17 protein-coding genes are annotated in these 15,487 nt (G+C 51.2%); 1 reads left to right on the forward strand and 16 read right to left on the reverse strand.

The genetic code is table 11. The features are described 5' to 3' along the window. Positions 1-390: 390 nt before the first annotated feature. Positions 391-990 carry an acetate uptake transporter gene (locus BM101_RS06430; RefSeq protein WP_087033950.1) on the forward strand — a complete coding sequence of 200 codons (600 nt, stop codon included), beginning with the start codon at positions 391-393 and terminating at the stop codon, positions 988-990. Positions 991-1,231: 241 nt separating this feature from the next. Here BM101_RS06430 and BM101_RS06435 read toward each other — a convergent pair whose 3' ends face one another. From BM101_RS06435 to BM101_RS06510, 16 genes are all read right to left on the reverse strand, one after another. Then, entirely contained in the window at positions 1,232-1,660 is a 429-nt protein-coding gene (locus tag BM101_RS06435) for a hypothetical protein (protein WP_143596847.1), read from the reverse strand. A 73-nt stretch (positions 1,661-1,733) separates the two neighbouring features. Continuing rightward, positions 1,734-2,714: a hypothetical protein gene (locus BM101_RS06440; protein WP_087033948.1), complete on the reverse strand. Its 981-nt coding sequence runs from the start codon at positions 2,712-2,714 to the stop codon at positions 1,734-1,736. Positions 2,715-2,734: 20 nt separating this feature from the next. Continuing rightward, positions 2,735-3,982, reverse strand: a complete 1,248-nt coding sequence (locus tag BM101_RS06445; protein ID WP_087033947.1) for an RtcB family protein — start codon at positions 3,980-3,982, stop codon at positions 2,735-2,737. Positions 3,983-4,159: 177 nt separating this feature from the next. After that, the gene (locus tag BM101_RS06450; RefSeq protein ID WP_087033946.1) at positions 4,160-4,648 is read right to left on the reverse strand and encodes a flavodoxin family protein; all 489 of its coding nucleotides are present in this window, start codon (positions 4,646-4,648) and stop codon (positions 4,160-4,162) included. Between the two features lie 103 nt (positions 4,649-4,751). Beyond that, positions 4,752-5,324, reverse strand: coding sequence for a DNA-3-methyladenine glycosylase I (locus BM101_RS06455; RefSeq protein WP_087033945.1), 573 nt, complete (start codon positions 5,322-5,324; stop codon positions 4,752-4,754). Positions 5,325-5,367: 43 nt separating this feature from the next. Continuing rightward, positions 5,368-5,757 (reverse strand): hypothetical protein, encoded by a 390-nt coding sequence (locus BM101_RS06460; RefSeq protein ID WP_087033944.1) that lies wholly within the window; start codon positions 5,755-5,757, stop codon positions 5,368-5,370. A gap of 18 nt (positions 5,758-5,775) precedes the next feature. After that, positions 5,776-6,072 carry a hypothetical protein gene (locus BM101_RS06465; protein ID WP_087033943.1) on the reverse strand — a complete coding sequence of 99 codons (297 nt, stop codon included), beginning with the start codon at positions 6,070-6,072 and terminating at the stop codon, positions 5,776-5,778. Positions 6,073-6,087: 15 nt separating this feature from the next. Continuing rightward, complete coding sequence (locus BM101_RS06470) at positions 6,088-6,588, reverse strand: alpha/beta fold hydrolase (protein WP_087033942.1); 501 nt, start codon at positions 6,586-6,588, stop codon at positions 6,088-6,090. A 56-nt stretch (positions 6,589-6,644) separates the two neighbouring features. Beyond that, positions 6,645-7,229, reverse strand: a complete 585-nt coding sequence (locus BM101_RS06475; RefSeq protein ID WP_087033941.1) for a YdeI/OmpD-associated family protein — start codon at positions 7,227-7,229, stop codon at positions 6,645-6,647. A 31-nt stretch (positions 7,230-7,260) separates the two neighbouring features. Continuing rightward, positions 7,261-7,923 (reverse strand): hypothetical protein, encoded by a 663-nt coding sequence (locus tag BM101_RS06480; RefSeq protein ID WP_087033940.1) that lies wholly within the window; start codon positions 7,921-7,923, stop codon positions 7,261-7,263. A gap of 27 nt (positions 7,924-7,950) precedes the next feature. Continuing rightward, positions 7,951-8,883 (reverse strand): prenyltransferase/squalene oxidase repeat-containing protein, encoded by a 933-nt coding sequence (locus BM101_RS06485; protein WP_087033939.1) that lies wholly within the window; start codon positions 8,881-8,883, stop codon positions 7,951-7,953. Positions 8,884-9,385: 502 nt separating this feature from the next. Continuing rightward, positions 9,386-10,771, reverse strand: coding sequence for a uridine kinase family protein (locus tag BM101_RS06490; RefSeq protein WP_087033938.1), 1,386 nt, complete (start codon positions 10,769-10,771; stop codon positions 9,386-9,388). Between the two features lie 58 nt (positions 10,772-10,829). Beyond that, entirely contained in the window at positions 10,830-11,225 is a 396-nt protein-coding gene (locus tag BM101_RS06495; RefSeq protein ID WP_087033937.1) for a DUF5655 domain-containing protein, read from the reverse strand. Positions 11,226-11,270: 45 nt separating this feature from the next. Then, a complete protein-coding gene (locus BM101_RS06500) occupies positions 11,271-11,729 on the reverse strand; it encodes a GyrI-like domain-containing protein (RefSeq protein ID WP_087033936.1) in 459 nt (152 codons plus the stop codon). A gap of 240 nt (positions 11,730-11,969) precedes the next feature. After that, positions 11,970-13,598: a phytoene desaturase family protein gene (locus BM101_RS06505; protein WP_087034007.1), complete on the reverse strand. Its 1,629-nt coding sequence runs from the start codon at positions 13,596-13,598 to the stop codon at positions 11,970-11,972. Positions 13,599-13,608: 10 nt separating this feature from the next. Next, complete coding sequence (locus BM101_RS06510; protein ID WP_087033935.1) at positions 13,609-15,459, reverse strand: FAD-dependent oxidoreductase; 1,851 nt, start codon at positions 15,457-15,459, stop codon at positions 13,609-13,611. Positions 15,460-15,487 lie beyond the last annotated feature (28 nt).

Below are 15,487 nucleotides of genomic sequence, written 5' to 3' on the forward strand. Positions count from 1 at the left end.
AGTCCATCCAACTGGGTCTGTTCTGTTGTTTCTACCATTTGGAGATAAATTCTCAACACCTTTCCATTCGAAACAAATGACTTTTTCTTCATTAGGATATCCGATCGCCTTGAAGAATCTTATCGAAATCGCTCTCATTTCCGTCTATCCTGTCTTTCTGACGCTTTCATATCAATAATGCCAAAATACTAGCATTCGTTTCCATTCGCGTTTGTTGACAGCAAGAAAGGATTGCTCATACAAGCTTTCATTGCTGCTAATTTATGTGAACAACTTTATTGTTCATTTACTGTATTTTTCCCGAAACAGATTGACTTAATCAGATCAACATAGGTATAATCGAAATTGTATTTATTTCATGATCACATTTTAAAGGAGTTTGGACTACTAATGAATAAAGAGAATCAAACGAACACGATTGTCAGCTTGAAGGAATTTACCGCCAACCCGGCACCGCTTGGATTGATGGGCTTTGGGATGACTACTGTGTTACTGAATTTCCATAATGCGGGCTTTTTCCCGATGAACACAATGATTTTGGCAATGGGCATTTTCTTCGGCGGAATGGCGCAGGTCATCGCTGGCGTGATGGAATTCAAGAAGAATAACACTTTCGGAGCAACTGCCTTCACTTCCTACGGTTTCTTCTGGCTATCCCTTGTCGGCTTGATTGTGATGCCTGGTCTGGGTATGGGCGAAGCAGCTTCAGCGCAAGCTATGGCTGCATACCTGTTTATGTGGGGAGTGTTCACATTGGGCATGTTCGTCGGAACGCTGAAAATCAGCAAAACGTTACAAATCGTTTTTGGTACATTGACCATTTTGTTCATGCTTCTTGCCTTGGGTGATTTCACGGGCAATGAAATGATTTCGAAAATCGCCGGATACGAAGGCATCATTTGTGGCTTTTCCGCCATCTATACTGCTATCGCGCAAATATTGAATGAGCTTTACGGCAAAGAAATCATGCCGGTCGGCAACGTAAAATAATGGATAAAAAAAAGCGGGCGCTATGCAATCAAGTTGCATAGCGCCCGCTTTTTTGTCGTTTCTGATAATCGCATCGTCTTTTACGCAAGGTTCCGTTCTGAAAGACAACCGAGATACCTTTTCATGCGGATAGGCTTCTGCAACCTGATTAAGAAAGCTTTGGTTGTTGGAACGGCCGTGCACTGTTTTCTCGCTTCTGAAACATTGCTTCGGTCCATTAACGACGATTGATGTGGGTGATTTATCTGCTGACGATCCGGCAACAATGGATCCGGGCGGCTTTCTTTTTGCCCTCTTCTATTTCTTGATCGAAGGCTTCCCGTTCTTCCGCAGACAGGTCATTGATGGAAAGGAAACCCAGATTGGAAAGTTTGTAGGTTTCCTTCACCTGGCTGTCATTGCCGAACGCCGTCGCCTCGATATTGTCCAACACCTTATCCGGATTACCGATAGCCATCGCCTCGAGGTTCGTTTTGTCCTGTTCGGAGAATCGCAGCGCCAAATCCAGGGTCGTCGTCTTGTAGACCGTGCTTCCCATGAAAGTGACACTGGTAAGATATTCATTGGTTATTTCATTGTAAAGGATGTATTCTTTCGCTGCTGTCTGTTCCATTTTCCCGTTTGTTCCCTCCGTTATTTTGGGGCCGCTGACCTGGACCCAACCTCTCATTTGCATCCCCATTATAGCTTATTCCTTTGTGTTTTCCATTTAATAATTTGTTCGTGTGGACTGGTTCCTTCCCTCAATTGCTGCGATTGCTATTGTTATAGGCATCGTGGAACCCCTCGAAGGAGTCCAACAAAAAGATGAACAGGAATATCCCCTTCACGGCATTGAAGAGCGTCGGTATCGCCAACTTTTCACCCATCACTGCGGCTATATTGGAGACCAGTTTTGGATCGAGGATGGCCGTATCCTTGAGGATGAACCATATCAGAGCGAAGGAGAGCGCATTAAGGATCAGGTTGGCGGTCGCAACCGGATAGGTCCATCTGGTGAAAACCAGTTTGCTGGCGGTAAAAATAAGCTGCAGCGCCAACATCACATTTATGTAAGGGAGATAGCTATTGAATGTTGCTGCATTCAATAGCGGCATGAACTGCATGCCACCTCCTCCGTCCACGGTGTAATAAACGCCCAGCAAGTGGCTGTACTGGTTGACCAGAACGATGACAAGAACCGTGAAGATGATCCCTGCGATGACGCCGATTCTATTGAACGGTTTCTGCGGTTTCTCTTCCTCAGGCAAATCAGCCAATGTCCAGTCATCCTGGATTTCCTCCAGTATTTCCTTTTTGGATGTCTTTTCGAGGATGGCGAATACGACAGTGACCCACCCGAAGGCCCCCATCGCTGCATTTAAGGCTGTCAACAGACTTCTGCCAAAATAGCTTAATGGCGAGCCGCCATTGACGATGAAATCGACCGTATTTCCGATGAGTGTACCCGCAATGGCGACTGTCACCACAATCTTCAGGATGATGAGATAGGTGCCGAAGATTTCCGGACCGATGAGGAAATTCGGCTCCTTCAGTTGTCTTTCCCCAAGTAGCCTTGGATTACCCAGTTCTTTGAGGACTTGTTCCTCTGTTTCCGGAGTATCGCCGCCCTTTTCCTTCATTTTTTCATCAATGAGCTTGCGCACCTTCTGCTCCACATCTTTTTTCTGCGGATCAGGGATATGCTTCAGCGCCGCTGCTACATAGCGTTCCTTTAATTCCATCTCTTCCAACCCCTCTTCTGCTACCCTTTGATTACAGCAATGGTTTTTAGGCGTCGCATGGGTTCGACGAGATCCAATTCCTGGGAGAGCACAAAGTCAATGGCTTTATAGGCGAAACGGGATTCCGTTCCGACGTCAGTCCTCTTCGCCTTCGCCAGGAAGACGCCCAAGGCTTTCAGGTCGAGAATGGTGTCCTGCACGCTGAATTGTTCCCGCGCATCCAAACGGCTCATCCGGCGCCCCGCCCCGTGTGAACAGGAGTGGAAGCTCTCCAGATCGCCTTTTCCCCTTACCAAATAGGAGTATGTGCCCATCGCTCCCGGGACGATGCCCATTTCTCCTTCTTTGGCGCTGATTGCGCCTTTTCGGTGGATCCAGACCGTTTTCCCGTAGTGTTCCTCCAGCGATGCGTAATTATGATGGCAATGGACCGCATCCGAAAAAGTGATGTGGTTGATGCCGGCATGCTTGGCTACCCAGAGGCGAATCTCATTGATGACCACCTGCATCATCCGTTCCCGGTTCTCCGCGGCGAAGGCCATGGCCACGTTCATCCAGCGGATATATTCCTTCCCGATGTCGCTTTCCGTGGACAGATAGGCCAGGTCCCATTCGGGTGGGATGGGCGACTGTTCTTGTTTGTTTATTTCCTTGGCCAAATCGTTGAAGTAATGGCAGATTTTGAACCCCAGATTGCGGGAACCGGAATGGATCATGATGCCCAGAAAGCCCCGGTCGTCCGTCTGCAGTTCAATGAAATGGTTCCCGCTGCCGAGCGTCCCCACTTGGTAGTAGGCGTCCTCCAGCTCCGCCATCAGCGCCTGCGGCATGGCCGCCTTCTCCTCAGGCGTCAGGTTCATCAGGAAATTGGTGACCGATTCGCATGTCTGTTTCTTTTTGTGGTGTTCGAAACCTGACGGGACATTCCGCAGGATATCCCCTGCAATCGCCTGCGCCAGCTTACCGTTGGGCGTATCGATGGTGAGGAGCCGTTCCACCGGGATGTTCGTCTGGATAAAATTCATGCCGCAGCCGATGTCCACACCGACCGCATTGGGTATGATGATCTTTTCCGTGGCGATGACTCCGCCGATTGGCATGCCATAGCCGGAATGCGTATCCGGCATCAGCACGACCCATTGATGCAGGAACGGCAGATTGGCCAGATTTTTCGCTTGCTGTAGACACTCTTCGCCGATCTGCTCCTCCTTTTCCAGCCATACCTTGATCGGCCATTTTTGTTCCTCGGGATTGAAGATGGTAAACATGTGCGTACTCCTTTCCTACGACCCGCTGCATGGAGCTCAGGAAAGGATTTCCCCATCCGCATTCTCCCTATAAAAATTCAACTGAAAGCATCGAAAAACCCTTTTCAAATCAAGCTTCGAATATTGGCTTACCGGATGCCATTGTATGACTTCGCCTGCCAAGGTACTCAGGCCGGTTTATACTTGCTTTGCGATTGTTTCGCTGAATGACTGCAATAATTCCGTTATCTGCCCTTCCCGATGCGGATTTTTCCAGTTGATGACGCCCGTGGTCAGGACCGTCGCCCCATGTTCCTCGCACATCCTGGTCAATTGTTTAATGGCACGCTTGCCCCCCATCCAAGGGAACGGAAAGAATTCGGTCACGAACAACAGGACCCGTTTGTTGGCCAGCTGTCCCATCCGCGAAAAATAATGCTGCAACAGTGGGGATGTGGATGCTCCCCTGACCGGTCCGGCAAAAATGACCAGGTCATACGCAGTCGGATCCGGATAGGCCTTCAAGGTTATGTTTTGGCTATTCACTTCTTTTATACTTTCCTCCCCGACCGTTTCAAGCCGTTCGAGCTGCACCGCATGTCCGTCCGACTGCAGTCTTTCCTTCAAACGCTCCGCTACCCCCATCGTGTTTCCGCTCAGCGAATGGACAATTATCCCTATTTTCATAAAAGCTTCCCCTTCCTATTCGTTCCCTTTGATGGGTTATCCACACGACCTGTGGATAACCTCATTTTTTTCAAATTATTTTTCAATCCAGCAATGCTGAATTTCAGCGCATGTCGGTCTTCGTTTTCCTGAAACAGTCCTGTAGATGGTCATCCACCATGCCGACCGCCTGCATAAAGGCGTAGATGATGGTCGTGCCGATGAACTTGAACCCTCTCTTCTTCAGATCTTTGCTGATCCTGTCGGATAGTTCCGTCTTGACCGGGATGTCCGTCAGCTCCTTCCGGTCGTTTACGATCGGGCTGAAATCCACATAGGACCAGATGAAACGATCAAAGGAGCCGTATTCTTTCTGGATTTCCAAGACGCAACTTGCATTGTTGATCGCTGCGTTGATTTTCAACTTGTTGCGGATGATGCCCGCATCCCCCATCAATTGATCGTATTTCTTTTGATTGTACTGTGCGACCAGCTCGGGATCGAAATTGTCGAAGGCCTGCCGGAAATGCTCCCTTTTGTTCAATACAGTATTCCAGCTCAAGCCGGCTTGCATCGATTCGAGCACCAGCATTTCGAATAGCGCCCTGTCGTCATGGACCGGCACGCCCCATTCCTTATCGTGATAGTCGATCATTTTATCGGTCATCGCCCAGGGGCAACGTTTGATATTGTCCATTGACTCCGTCCCTTCTCTTTTTACTATTTCCCGATGTAACCTATCATTCCAGCCGTTCCATTTTCGCGTATAGTATCGGCCCCGCGAAGATGCCGGCCAAGAGGACATAGAAGCCGTAGGAGCCGAATACCGGGCCGACATTGTCGTTGCCGACTGCAATGATCGCATAGAAGGCCAGTGTCATCAGTGTCCAGATGATGCTCTTGCGGTACGCACTGACGATGGTCGGCGCCTCGGAAAAGCGTGCGAACAAGTATGTGACGATCGCCGCGGGTACGACCGTCAACAGAAATTCCCGGTTGAGGAACTTGCCCAATTCCCCTACTTCCAGGTTGGCTGGCTCCCCGAACGGCAAGGTGACCAGGAACTCCAAAATCATAATGATGACAAAGATGCCGAATCCCAATAGAATATCTTTACTGATTGCTTTCACCGAAATCCACCCCTTATGCTAGAGTATTTTGCTGATTGCATTGAAATAGGCCTCTTCATCGATGACCATGGCAACGTGCCCGCTGTTCCCGTGGCTCACGAACTGCACCTTTTCTCCATATAGAGCTGCGTACTTTTCGATGTCCCGTTTGCTTTGCGTCCTGTCATCCTCGGATTGGAGCACAAAAATAGCCGTGGTCCCCTTATAGACTTTATCCTTCAGCACCGGCATCAAACTTTGGACAACCGAAAAATGCGAACGCACATCGGCCTTCTTGAATTCATCCAAAATGATTTCCTTCACGGCACCTGCCATAGGTTTCGACCTATCCTATTTCGGAAAAACCAGCAGGATCATTTTGCAGAACAGCTTCTTTGCGTTCTTTTCGGAGAGGATGTCCACTACTTTCAACGCCAAATTCAATTCGAAGCGGGAAACGAAGCTGAATTGAAGGGGACCGCTGTTGCTCAGTATGAGTCTGCTTAGCTTTTCCGGCCTGTAAAGCATATAGGCCTGGGCTATGATGCCGCCATAGGACTGTCCAATCAGAATGACCTTTTTTATGTTTTCGGATGCCAATAAGCCATCGATGGCATCGATGAAATCGCCGATGCTTTCGACGGGCGGGTAATCCAACGCCAACACCGTATGTTCCGCGGAAAGTTTTTCCAAGATGGCATAACCGAAGCGGGCCCGGCGCAATCCCCCGGTTAAAAATAAAAGGACCGTTCCGGCATTCCCCAACTTATAGTACTGCCACACAATGCTTCCGATTTTTAACTTTTTCCCATATTTCCGTTCAAAGCCCAGCGCCTCTTCCTTTGAATACATTGCGGACACTCCCCTAATTTATGCGTTCTGACGCTAACTGTTCAGAAAAATAGCGCTCATTCTGTCATTCCTTTTTTGGTGCGGGCGCGCTCCACCGTTTCGAGGATCCGTTTTTGCCGGGTCAGCGCCCTTTTGGCCTGTCCGATCCAGACGACCGCCTGCAGCTGCTCGCTGTTTGGCCAATCGTTGAAGTTACTGCTGGCGACCGGATCGCTCTGCAGTGCCGCTTCCAGATCAGCCGGCATTGCCGGTTTCTCCTTTGCCGTATAGGCGGCCTGCCAATGGCCGTTTGCCTGTGCCTGACGGATGACAGCCAGTCCCGCTTCTGTCATCCTTCCTTCCGCCATCAATCTTTCGGCGCGTTGGCGGTTTGTCTTTGACCACAGACTGTCCGGCTTGCGGGGTGTGAAGCGCAGAATGTAGCTGTCCGCATCGAGGCTGTACATTTTGCCATCGATCCAGCCGAAGCAAAGGGCTTCGCTTACCGCCTCCGCCAAAAGAATCCCTTTTTCCCCAGCGTTCACTTTTTTTATTTCCAGCCAGACCTGCTCCGCCCAATCATGATTTTCAGCCAGCCAATCATGCCATTCCTGAAGGCTGCGGCAGCAGATCCAGCGTTCGGGTAATTTTGAATGAACCATGGACAGAGGCCTCCTCACGCAGTCATTCTGCTTATGATTGCTTGTGCTTTTTCAAAAATGCCGCCGCTTTTTTTGCGGTTTGTTTTCGGGGATTGTTCGTTTGGTCAGCTACAAAATCAAGTATCGCTTCCTTGCTATGGGATAACTCAAAGTATTTGTCGAAACAAGCAATCGCATGCCCACAAAGGATATTCTTGCATTCCGGAGAGGGTTCCCCCTTGTACAAATAGGTATTGTCGGAAATCCCCAAAATCCGTTTCGTGATGTCCGGTTCGTATTCCGGCTTTTTCAGGATGGTTTTCCAGGCGTTTCCGATGACATTTCCTGCCGTCACCATTACTTCCGCATCGATCAAACCAAAATATTTTTCATAGATGGATGCGAATTTATTCCCTTCGTCAACGGCGATCAGATTAGACAGAGTGATGATGGCGCCCCATTTGATGAAGCTGTTCGGGCTGTCGATCAACGCCGTGATTTCATCGAAGTACGGATAAATGAGCTCGGGTTGCCTCTCGCTCACCATCCGGAGGACCTTTTCGCAGTAGAATTTCACGCTGCCTGGATCGGCCTTGATGATCGCGAAAAGTTCCGGTATGAGTGCAGGGTTCTGCGTCACTTCCTTTATGAAGGATTCCAGCTCAGGTTTGCCTTTGATTTTTCCGACCAGTTCGTCGCGTACCCTTTGTTCCATCCAAAACGCCTCCGCCCTTTCGCTTATTTACAATTGATCATAAAATTCCAGAATGCGCGTACATCTGAGCGTATTCCAGCGGCTGGCGAAGCCCGCCGGATCCATCTCGAAATGCACTTCGCCGGGATGATGGGCCTGGTTTTTCCAGCGTCCATCCGGCAGCCGTTTTTCCTTGATCAGATCAAGTGCGTCCTGTAGCCTTTCGTCATAAGGGAAACCGGCGCTGTAGAAGTAGTCGAGCGCGCGCAGAATGTCGTAGCGCCAACGCGGAGGGTACACCAATTTCATCATGCCCGGGTGGATGGTTTCCCCGGTATGGTCGGATTTGTACAACCGGTGCTCCAGCAGGAACGCTTGCGCGTCCCGTTCTATCTCGAGCAGTTCAGTCTTGCGGTAGCGGTAACCCGCTTCGGCATAGCTCCGGATCCCCTCAAGGGTGCTGATGGTGGAATGCATGGAACTGTGGCGGGCGCCGGAGCGGTTCAGCCGGCAATTGAAGCCGCCATCCGGAAGCTGCTGGCTGATGAGGAAGTCGACCACCGAAACGATGTCAGCCTCAGCGATGCCGAAATAGGAGGCATAGTTCAAGAACATCCCGTTGATGCAGACATCGCTCTGCTTGATTTCTTTGGACGGATTGATGCCGCCATCAGGCCCTTTGCAGGTTGCGATGATGATCCCCAGCGCTTTTTGTATTTCCGGTGTCGCCGGGATGCATAGGTTCCGTAAATCCAGCATGGTGTAGTGGGTGCTTGTCCATTTCGGTTGATAGAACGCGCGGCCCCAGTGTCCGTCGGGATGTTGCCGGTCCAGGAAGGCACGCCCCCAGCCTTCCGTTGCGATCCTTGCCTTCAAAGGACTCAACGCATCGGGGTCCTCCTTCAGCAGGTCGCGCCTTGTCTGGTACTGGATCGCCACATCACCCTCAAGCAGCCAGGCGATGATTTCGCTCCGTTCCATGGCATTCCCTCCTTCCTTGTAGTTAAGAAAAGAATAAATTTTTTTAATTGTAAAAGCGCATCACCATGTGTGTTTCACAGGTCCTTTAATTGTTTCACGCCATCACATGATGTCTAGCGGTCCAAGCCTTCCTCTCGGAAGGAAGATGAAGGGTCCTCTTGACTCTGCGAGCCAAGACATACTGTTTGACTTGTCATGGTTCTTGTCATCTTTAATGACTTAGAAACATGATACAACTGACCGGTACGGTCACGTTGATTCCTTTATTTTTGGAAGTCTCTCAGCAATTGCGCAGTATGTTCATTTGCATGGGTCTCTTAGGGATTTATCCCTTAGAGACCCAGTATAAGGTGACCGTAGGGAAAGTTGCAGGGCCAGATTTCCTAAATTGTCATGACTCTTGCGATTTCAATCGCTTAGAGGCATGATACACTTGACCGATTAGGTCACAGTGTTTCCTCAATCGAGGCAGGGCGGGCTTGTCCCGCTTTTCTTGGAAACATCAGTCATAGTAGATGCTGCCGCCGATGAATTCCCTCAGGATCGAATTGAACGGAACTTTGGATACGTCCAACGGTTCAAAGAACGTCAGCAAGTTCATGAGCCTTTCCCTTGTATCGAAATAAGGGCTGTCGACAGGTATTTTCTGCAGGGCTGCTTCCGCAAACGGGCGCAGCGCATTCATCTCGTACAGCATGCTGGAATTGAACATGACATCGGCTTCTTCCTGGAACTTGAAGATGTTCTGGTACTCGCCGCGGCGCACGCTCTCCCATTGATGGATCGTATTTTCGGGAGAGACGCCCCTGTATTTGTCGTCCCTGACCAATCTCCGGAGCAAACGGATTTCGGAGGTCGGAACCCGGCTCATCAGATCGATGTTGAGCCCGCCGAGCGCACTGATGTAAATTTTGTAGGTGAGATTGCGGTTGATTTCCGTCACTAAGTCCGGGTTCAGCGCATGGATGCCTTCGATGATGAGGATTTCCGAAGGCCCGACGTTCATTGGTTTGTATTCCGCCAAGCGATTGCCCGTGACAAAGTCGAATTGGGGCACTTCCACACGCTCCCCATTGATGAGCTGGGCAATCTGCTTTTTCAGCAACGGCAGGTCGAGCGCTTCCATGCTGTCGAAGTCATATTTTCCGTCAGCGTCACGGGGGGTATGCTCCCTGTCCACAAAATAATGGTCCAACGATAGCGCAATCGGTTTGAGCCCGTTCACTTCCAGCTGTGTCGAAAGCCGTTGGGCAAAGGAAGTTTTCCCAGATGACGACGGACCTGATACCAGCAACAGGCGCAGAGCCCGCCTATGCTGGAGGATGGCGTCCGCGATGATGGAAATCTCCTTCTCATGCAAGGCCTCGGCGATGCTGACCAATTTCATGGTACGGCCGGATTGGATGTAGCCGTTGACATCCTTGACCAGTTCGATATCGATGTTGTCCATCCACCGTTGGTTTTTTTCGAACGCGGCCGACAGCTGTACGGGCGGAATCAGCTTGATGTCGGTGCCTTTTTCGATGTCGCCGAAATCGACGATGAAACCGTAGGAAAACGGGAGAATCGTGAAGGGTTCGACCCGGGATGTCTCGGTAAAGGCAGGATAGACGGCTTTGACGATGATGTCCCCCACCTGATAGTGATAATAGCCGCCTTCTTTGTAGAGCAACTCGATTTTGCTGTCCTGTTCGACCCACTCCCTCAATCTCAGTTCAATCTGCTTGACTTCCCTTTTCGACAGGATCGATCCGTACAAATTGCAGAAAACCCCCTCCAGTATGGAGTAGGAGGTTTTCAGCGTCTCTTCCGGGAACAGATCATGCACCACCTTGATCAAGCCCAGCTTGACGGTTTGGCGCCCTTCGTGCAAATGCGTTTCACTCATATCTTCGCCTCATTTCTATCGTTTCCTTTTCCGATCGCCCGGAATATTTCACCTTATATCAGCGTTTCCCCTCGTTTTGCGAGAATTGGTACGCTTCCCGCAGCCAGTCCCGGACCGATTCGGTCAAGTCGGCTTCCTCCGCGATGATGACATGGTGCGTCCATCTGCCGGGATAGGGTTCGATTGCTTCGACAATCTGCTCATCCTCGATGTGGCGTCCGCATCCGAAGCTCAGGACAAGGCTATGCAACGGACGCTTCTTGGACGCCGGCAGCGGCATCCAAATCCACGCAAACTGCGTCTTTGTACGGAAGGAAATCTGTGTCTTGCCCACCGTGATGATTGCCGGGCCGATGGATTGGATCATCCGTTCGATCTTCTGGAACAGCGCCAAACGCTCCGGCTGCCCGGAAAAGAAAGAATTTACTTCTTTGTTGCTCATAACATCCGTCATGCTATCGCCTCATTTATCTTGTTGTTTATTGGGTCTGCCAATTTTTTAAGCTACCAGGAAAACGATCTTCGTCAGCAGTTCGCTTTCGGGAACCTCTTCTGGTGAGTTGTAGTAGAATTCATAGACCACACCTTTCGGGGTATGCCCGTTTTCCTTCATCCAATCTGTGATGGCTTCATAGGCGGGCGGCATTTCCATATAGGGTCCTTTGTACATGCAGGTGACCTGCTTGCCTGCCGGGATATGGCCGGCCAGGATTTCTCCCTTTCCGGGCAGCTCTTTAGAAACGGGGAAGCCGATTTCGACCTCAAGCTTTTCCATATCCATGTTGAAATAGCCCACGAACGCCGGACCTATCGGCTGTTCCCCCAATTCCATTATATAGCCGATGATGTCGCCAAACGCCTTTCCCAGTATTTTCGGCAAATCACCGACAGGGGTAATCGCTTTCATAATTAACGTCGGCTGTTCCTCTGTTTCAATCATTTCGATAACATAACCCATCTTGATCCACTCCCCATTCTATATACTTTGTCAGTCTCATTTTATCACTTACCCTGTTGAACAGCTATTAATTCGACTATTCGGAAAACGTCCTACGTTGGGCGCTTCGCTTTGTGCATGATCCAGTTTTCCACCTCATTTTTGTATGCTTTTGTATGCGAAAAATACCGCAATACCGTTTCTTATCATGCGGCATTACGGTATTTTGAATTTGTCTTGAAACACATTGCTTTTTGTGGTTCATTTTTCCGGCTTGTCCTTGCGGAGTGCATCGCTTACGGCATCCGCCGCCAACTTCCCGGTCAGGATCGCTATCGGTAGGCCGGATGGGCTGAAGGTCCACTGCCCTGCCTGGTAGACATCCGGAATCGGCGTCATTACGGCTTGCTTGATTTTTGGGAACCGACTCTCGCTTGGGAGCTCCCCTTGCGCAAAAGCCCATCCGGTGATGGCGCCTTCCGCATTTCCGCTCCGGCTCTCTATTGTCAGCGGCGTGGAGCAAAAGGCAGCACTGACTTTACCGGCGAATCCCGGAAACAGCGTCGCATCCAGCAGCGCAATGAGCTGTTGGGTTCCGTAATCCTTGAATTCCCCGTACCAGCCCCTGTCCTTGACCCGCTTCACCAGTTGGTAGTCCATCAGAGTGCTGACGATGATGCCGGTCCGGCCTTCCGGGGCAAGCGAATTGTCCCTCAGCACCGGGCAGGATATTTCGTAGGTGTTCAAAACCAGGTACTCGGCCAGCCAGGTTTTCAACGCCGCCTTTTCATCCCCTATGCGTTCGGATAGGCGGTCCTGCCAATCCGGAAGCTTCCTGCTGGACAGTCCGGACTTGTTCGGCGTATAGAAGGCATGCGCCCCGCAAATGCCTTCGAAAAAGCTTTTGTCCAGCTCGACCGTCATATAAACCGTGAAAATGGAATCGCCACCGTGATTCGCCCGGATCCTCTCTTGCTGTTCTTCGATTCGGGTCCGCTGTCTGCGGTTGGAGCTGCCCCCCAGTTCAGCGGCAGCATAGAGTGCCTTCATATCGGCGCACCAGACCAGTTTTTTGTAGCCGAAGGAACGCTTATCGGCTGTCGTAACGGTCCTGTTGGAGATATCGATCTTGCCTATTTGCGTATCCAACAGGATGCTGCCGCCGTCTTGCCGTATCCGCCCCAACATCTTTTCGGCAAGGACGCCGGTTCCGCCGATGGGATAGTTGTAATCGAGATAGAGCCCGAAATAGCTCAGGGCGAAGAAGGCAGGCGTATCCTTGAAGAAATGTTGCGTGATCATGTCGATGAGTGCCTGATTGTCGGTGAAACGTTTTAGATGCTCGTTGATGGGCTTGTCCAATTTGCTCGCTTTGCGGATATTCAGCTGATATTTCAAAAGCCACGGCAGGAGCGTCTTCACCAAGTATTCTTTGTCGTTGGCATAGTCGACAAAAAGCGGATTGTCGATGCCATAGAGCACATCCATATAGCCCATGACCTTTTCTATTTCCGCGGTGATGGCGGCGATGTCCGCAACATTTTCCGGGAACAATTTCTCCAGCATCTTCCTATAGTCGGACAGGCTGTCCTTGGAAACGAGCCTGACCCATTCGCCGGCGATGCCGATGGACACCGGATTGCTGACCATCTCCAGCGCGATGCCCAATTCCTTCAGCATCGGCAAGAGGACGCCTGAGTTTTCGAACGCACGGATGCCGCCGTCGAAAACGAATCCCTCATATTCAAATGAGCTCACAAGGCCGCCCGCCTTTTCCCCTTTTTCGCACAACAGGACACGATAGCCCTGACTGCAGAGGTAGGCGGCACTCGTCAATCCCGCCATGCCGGCTCCGACCACAATCACATCATAAACAGTCTCCTTTTCCAATGGCCACACCTCATTCCTTCATAATATAATCGATGACTTGCTGGATTTCCACCGGGGTGTCGTTCTGCCGATTCAAGATGCAATGCGCTTCGCAGGTGGCGAAGGCTATCTTTTCACCCTCTTCGCCGGACAGCAACCGTGTGGCGATTTTTTTCGCTCCGCTAAAATTGCCGACCGTCACCCGCCGCATGATGCCCGGGATATCCATCTCCTTGTTCATCGCGCAGCTGGGGTTCTCGCAGAACTGGCAGCGGGAGGCTTTCAGCATGACGGCCTTTTGGTCTTCGGGGCAGCCAGCGTAAAGACTCTCCGCACCAAAAGGCTTGGCCACCAGACGGACCTGATTGGCCCTGCCCTCCTGATGGACGAACGGCTCCAGCCCCAATTTCTTCAACACCGCATTGGCTGCGCTCAAGCCGGAAGTGGTCACGGTAGGCGTGCCCGTCCCCATCACGGTCGATTCGCCGCAGCAATAGAGATTATCCCACTCGCTTTTCGTATGCAGGCGGTGGAACAGGTGCTGTCCCAGCATCTGCTTCGGCCCCGCGACCGCGCCGCCGTTCTTCATGAGGTAGCGCTCCAGCGTCCGCGGGGTGGCCACTTCGGCATAGCGCACGCCCTCCGCAAAACCAGGGAACCGTTTCTCCAGCACTGCCGTCAGCCGCGCTTGTTCTTTCCGTTTTTGTTGGGCGTATCCGGCTGCATCATCGGCAATCCACGTTTCGAAGGTCGGACCGATGGCGATGACGACATGGCTGTCTTCCGGGCACAGTGTGTGATCGTCGATGCTGAGGATATAGACGGTCACTTCGCTCTCATCCAACCGGTCCGGATTGCCGATCAGCATTTCGATGGCCGCCGTGTCTTCGGGGATGACCCGCTTATCCACCAGTGTATACAACACCACGCTCGGATAGGTGGGCACCTGTTTGGCCGCCCACACGACCCTTTCCGGTTTCGAATGTTCCTTGGCGATCAATTTCCCGTAAAGATTCCAGACCGTGCCGGAATAGATAAGGTTGTCCGCCGCCAGCTCCTCGCCGCTCTGCAGCTCCACTCCGACAGGCTTATCCCCGTCGAAAAGGATCTTGACGACTTCCTTCCCGTACAGCATCTCACCGTCGTTCTCCTCGATCACCTTCTCCAGTTTCCCGGGCAGAAACAGCGTGGAACCGGCCGGATAATAACTGCCGCCGACGTGGTTCTCGACAAACATGATCGCGGCGAGGATAGCCGGCGATTCTTCAACGGTTGTGTAGCAATAGGTCGACGTCAATTTGTCGAAGAACTTGAAGATTTCCGGATCGGAAAAATACTTTTCCAGCAACGTTTTGGCGCTTTTGTTCAAATACCCCAGGAAACGGGCATAGGAGATGGGATGGCGGAGCATGGCCTTCAGCCCTTGCTTGGGATCCGTCTCGTCGGGGGTGGTGTAGTTCGGCCTCTCAACAATGACATGGCGGTGCAAGATGGCAAGGTCATGGTAAAAACGCTTGATGTTGTCCCGTTCCCCAGGAAAAACGAGCGCCAGTTCCTCCGCGAACTTGTCGACATCCGGCCAGAATTTGATGCGGTGCCCTTTGTAATTGACGCAATAGAGCAGATCATGCCGGATGACATCGATCGGCTCCTCCAGACAATTGAAGACGAACCGGTGCGCATTGAAGCCCTTCTCACCGAAACCGAAAAGCATGGCCGCGCCCTGATCATAGGTGACGCCGTTCCTTTTGAAAATACCGCAGGAGCCGCCGGGGTTATGGCCTTTATCCACCACAGCCACCCGGACACCCCTTTTCGCCAACAGGCTTGCGGCGGTCAACCCGGACAGGCCCCCGCCGATCACAATCACATCATAGTGCATACATATTCCTCCTCAGAAAGAAAAAAAA

This window comes from Trichococcus palustris, from assembly GCF_900114465.1.
Taxonomy (GTDB): Bacteria; Bacillota; Bacilli; order Lactobacillales; family Aerococcaceae; genus Trichococcus; species Trichococcus palustris.

Excerpts from the sequence above, each read along its gene's own strand:
- BM101_RS06430 (WP_087033950.1), top strand. The coding sequence starts at position 391 with ATGAATAAAGAGAATCAAACGAACACGATTGTCAGCTTGAAGGAATTT.
- BM101_RS06435 (WP_143596847.1), bottom strand. The coding sequence starts at position 1,660 with ATGAGAGGTTGGGTCCAGGTCAGCGGCCCCAAAATAACGGAGGGAACA.
- BM101_RS06440 (WP_087033948.1), bottom strand. The coding sequence starts at position 2,714 with ATGGAATTAAAGGAACGCTATGTAGCAGCGGCGCTGAAGCATATCCCT.
- BM101_RS06445 (WP_087033947.1), bottom strand. The coding sequence starts at position 3,982 with ATGTTTACCATCTTCAATCCCGAGGAACAAAAATGGCCGATCAAGGTA.
- BM101_RS06450 (WP_087033946.1), bottom strand. The coding sequence starts at position 4,648 with ATGAAAATAGGGATAATTGTCCATTCGCTGAGCGGAAACACGATGGGG.
- BM101_RS06455 (WP_087033945.1), bottom strand. The coding sequence starts at position 5,324 with ATGGACAATATCAAACGTTGCCCCTGGGCGATGACCGATAAAATGATC.
- BM101_RS06465 (WP_087033943.1), bottom strand. The coding sequence starts at position 6,072 with ATGGCAGGTGCCGTGAAGGAAATCATTTTGGATGAATTCAAGAAGGCC.
- BM101_RS06470 (WP_087033942.1), bottom strand. The coding sequence starts at position 6,588 with ATGTATTCAAAGGAAGAGGCGCTGGGCTTTGAACGGAAATATGGGAAA.
- BM101_RS06475 (WP_087033941.1), bottom strand. The coding sequence starts at position 7,229 with ATGGTTCATTCAAAATTACCCGAACGCTGGATCTGCTGCCGCAGCCTT.
- BM101_RS06480 (WP_087033940.1), bottom strand. The coding sequence starts at position 7,923 with ATGGAACAAAGGGTACGCGACGAACTGGTCGGAAAAATCAAAGGCAAA.
- BM101_RS06485 (WP_087033939.1), bottom strand. The coding sequence starts at position 8,883 with ATGGAACGGAGCGAAATCATCGCCTGGCTGCTTGAGGGTGATGTGGCG.
- BM101_RS06490 (WP_087033938.1), bottom strand. The coding sequence starts at position 10,771 with ATGAGTGAAACGCATTTGCACGAAGGGCGCCAAACCGTCAAGCTGGGC.
- BM101_RS06495 (WP_087033937.1), bottom strand. The coding sequence starts at position 11,225 with ATGACGGATGTTATGAGCAACAAAGAAGTAAATTCTTTCTTTTCCGGG.
- BM101_RS06500 (WP_087033936.1), bottom strand. The coding sequence starts at position 11,729 with ATGGGTTATGTTATCGAAATGATTGAAACAGAGGAACAGCCGACGTTA.
- BM101_RS06510 (WP_087033935.1), bottom strand. The coding sequence starts at position 15,459 with ATGCACTATGATGTGATTGTGATCGGCGGGGGCCTGTCCGGGTTGACC.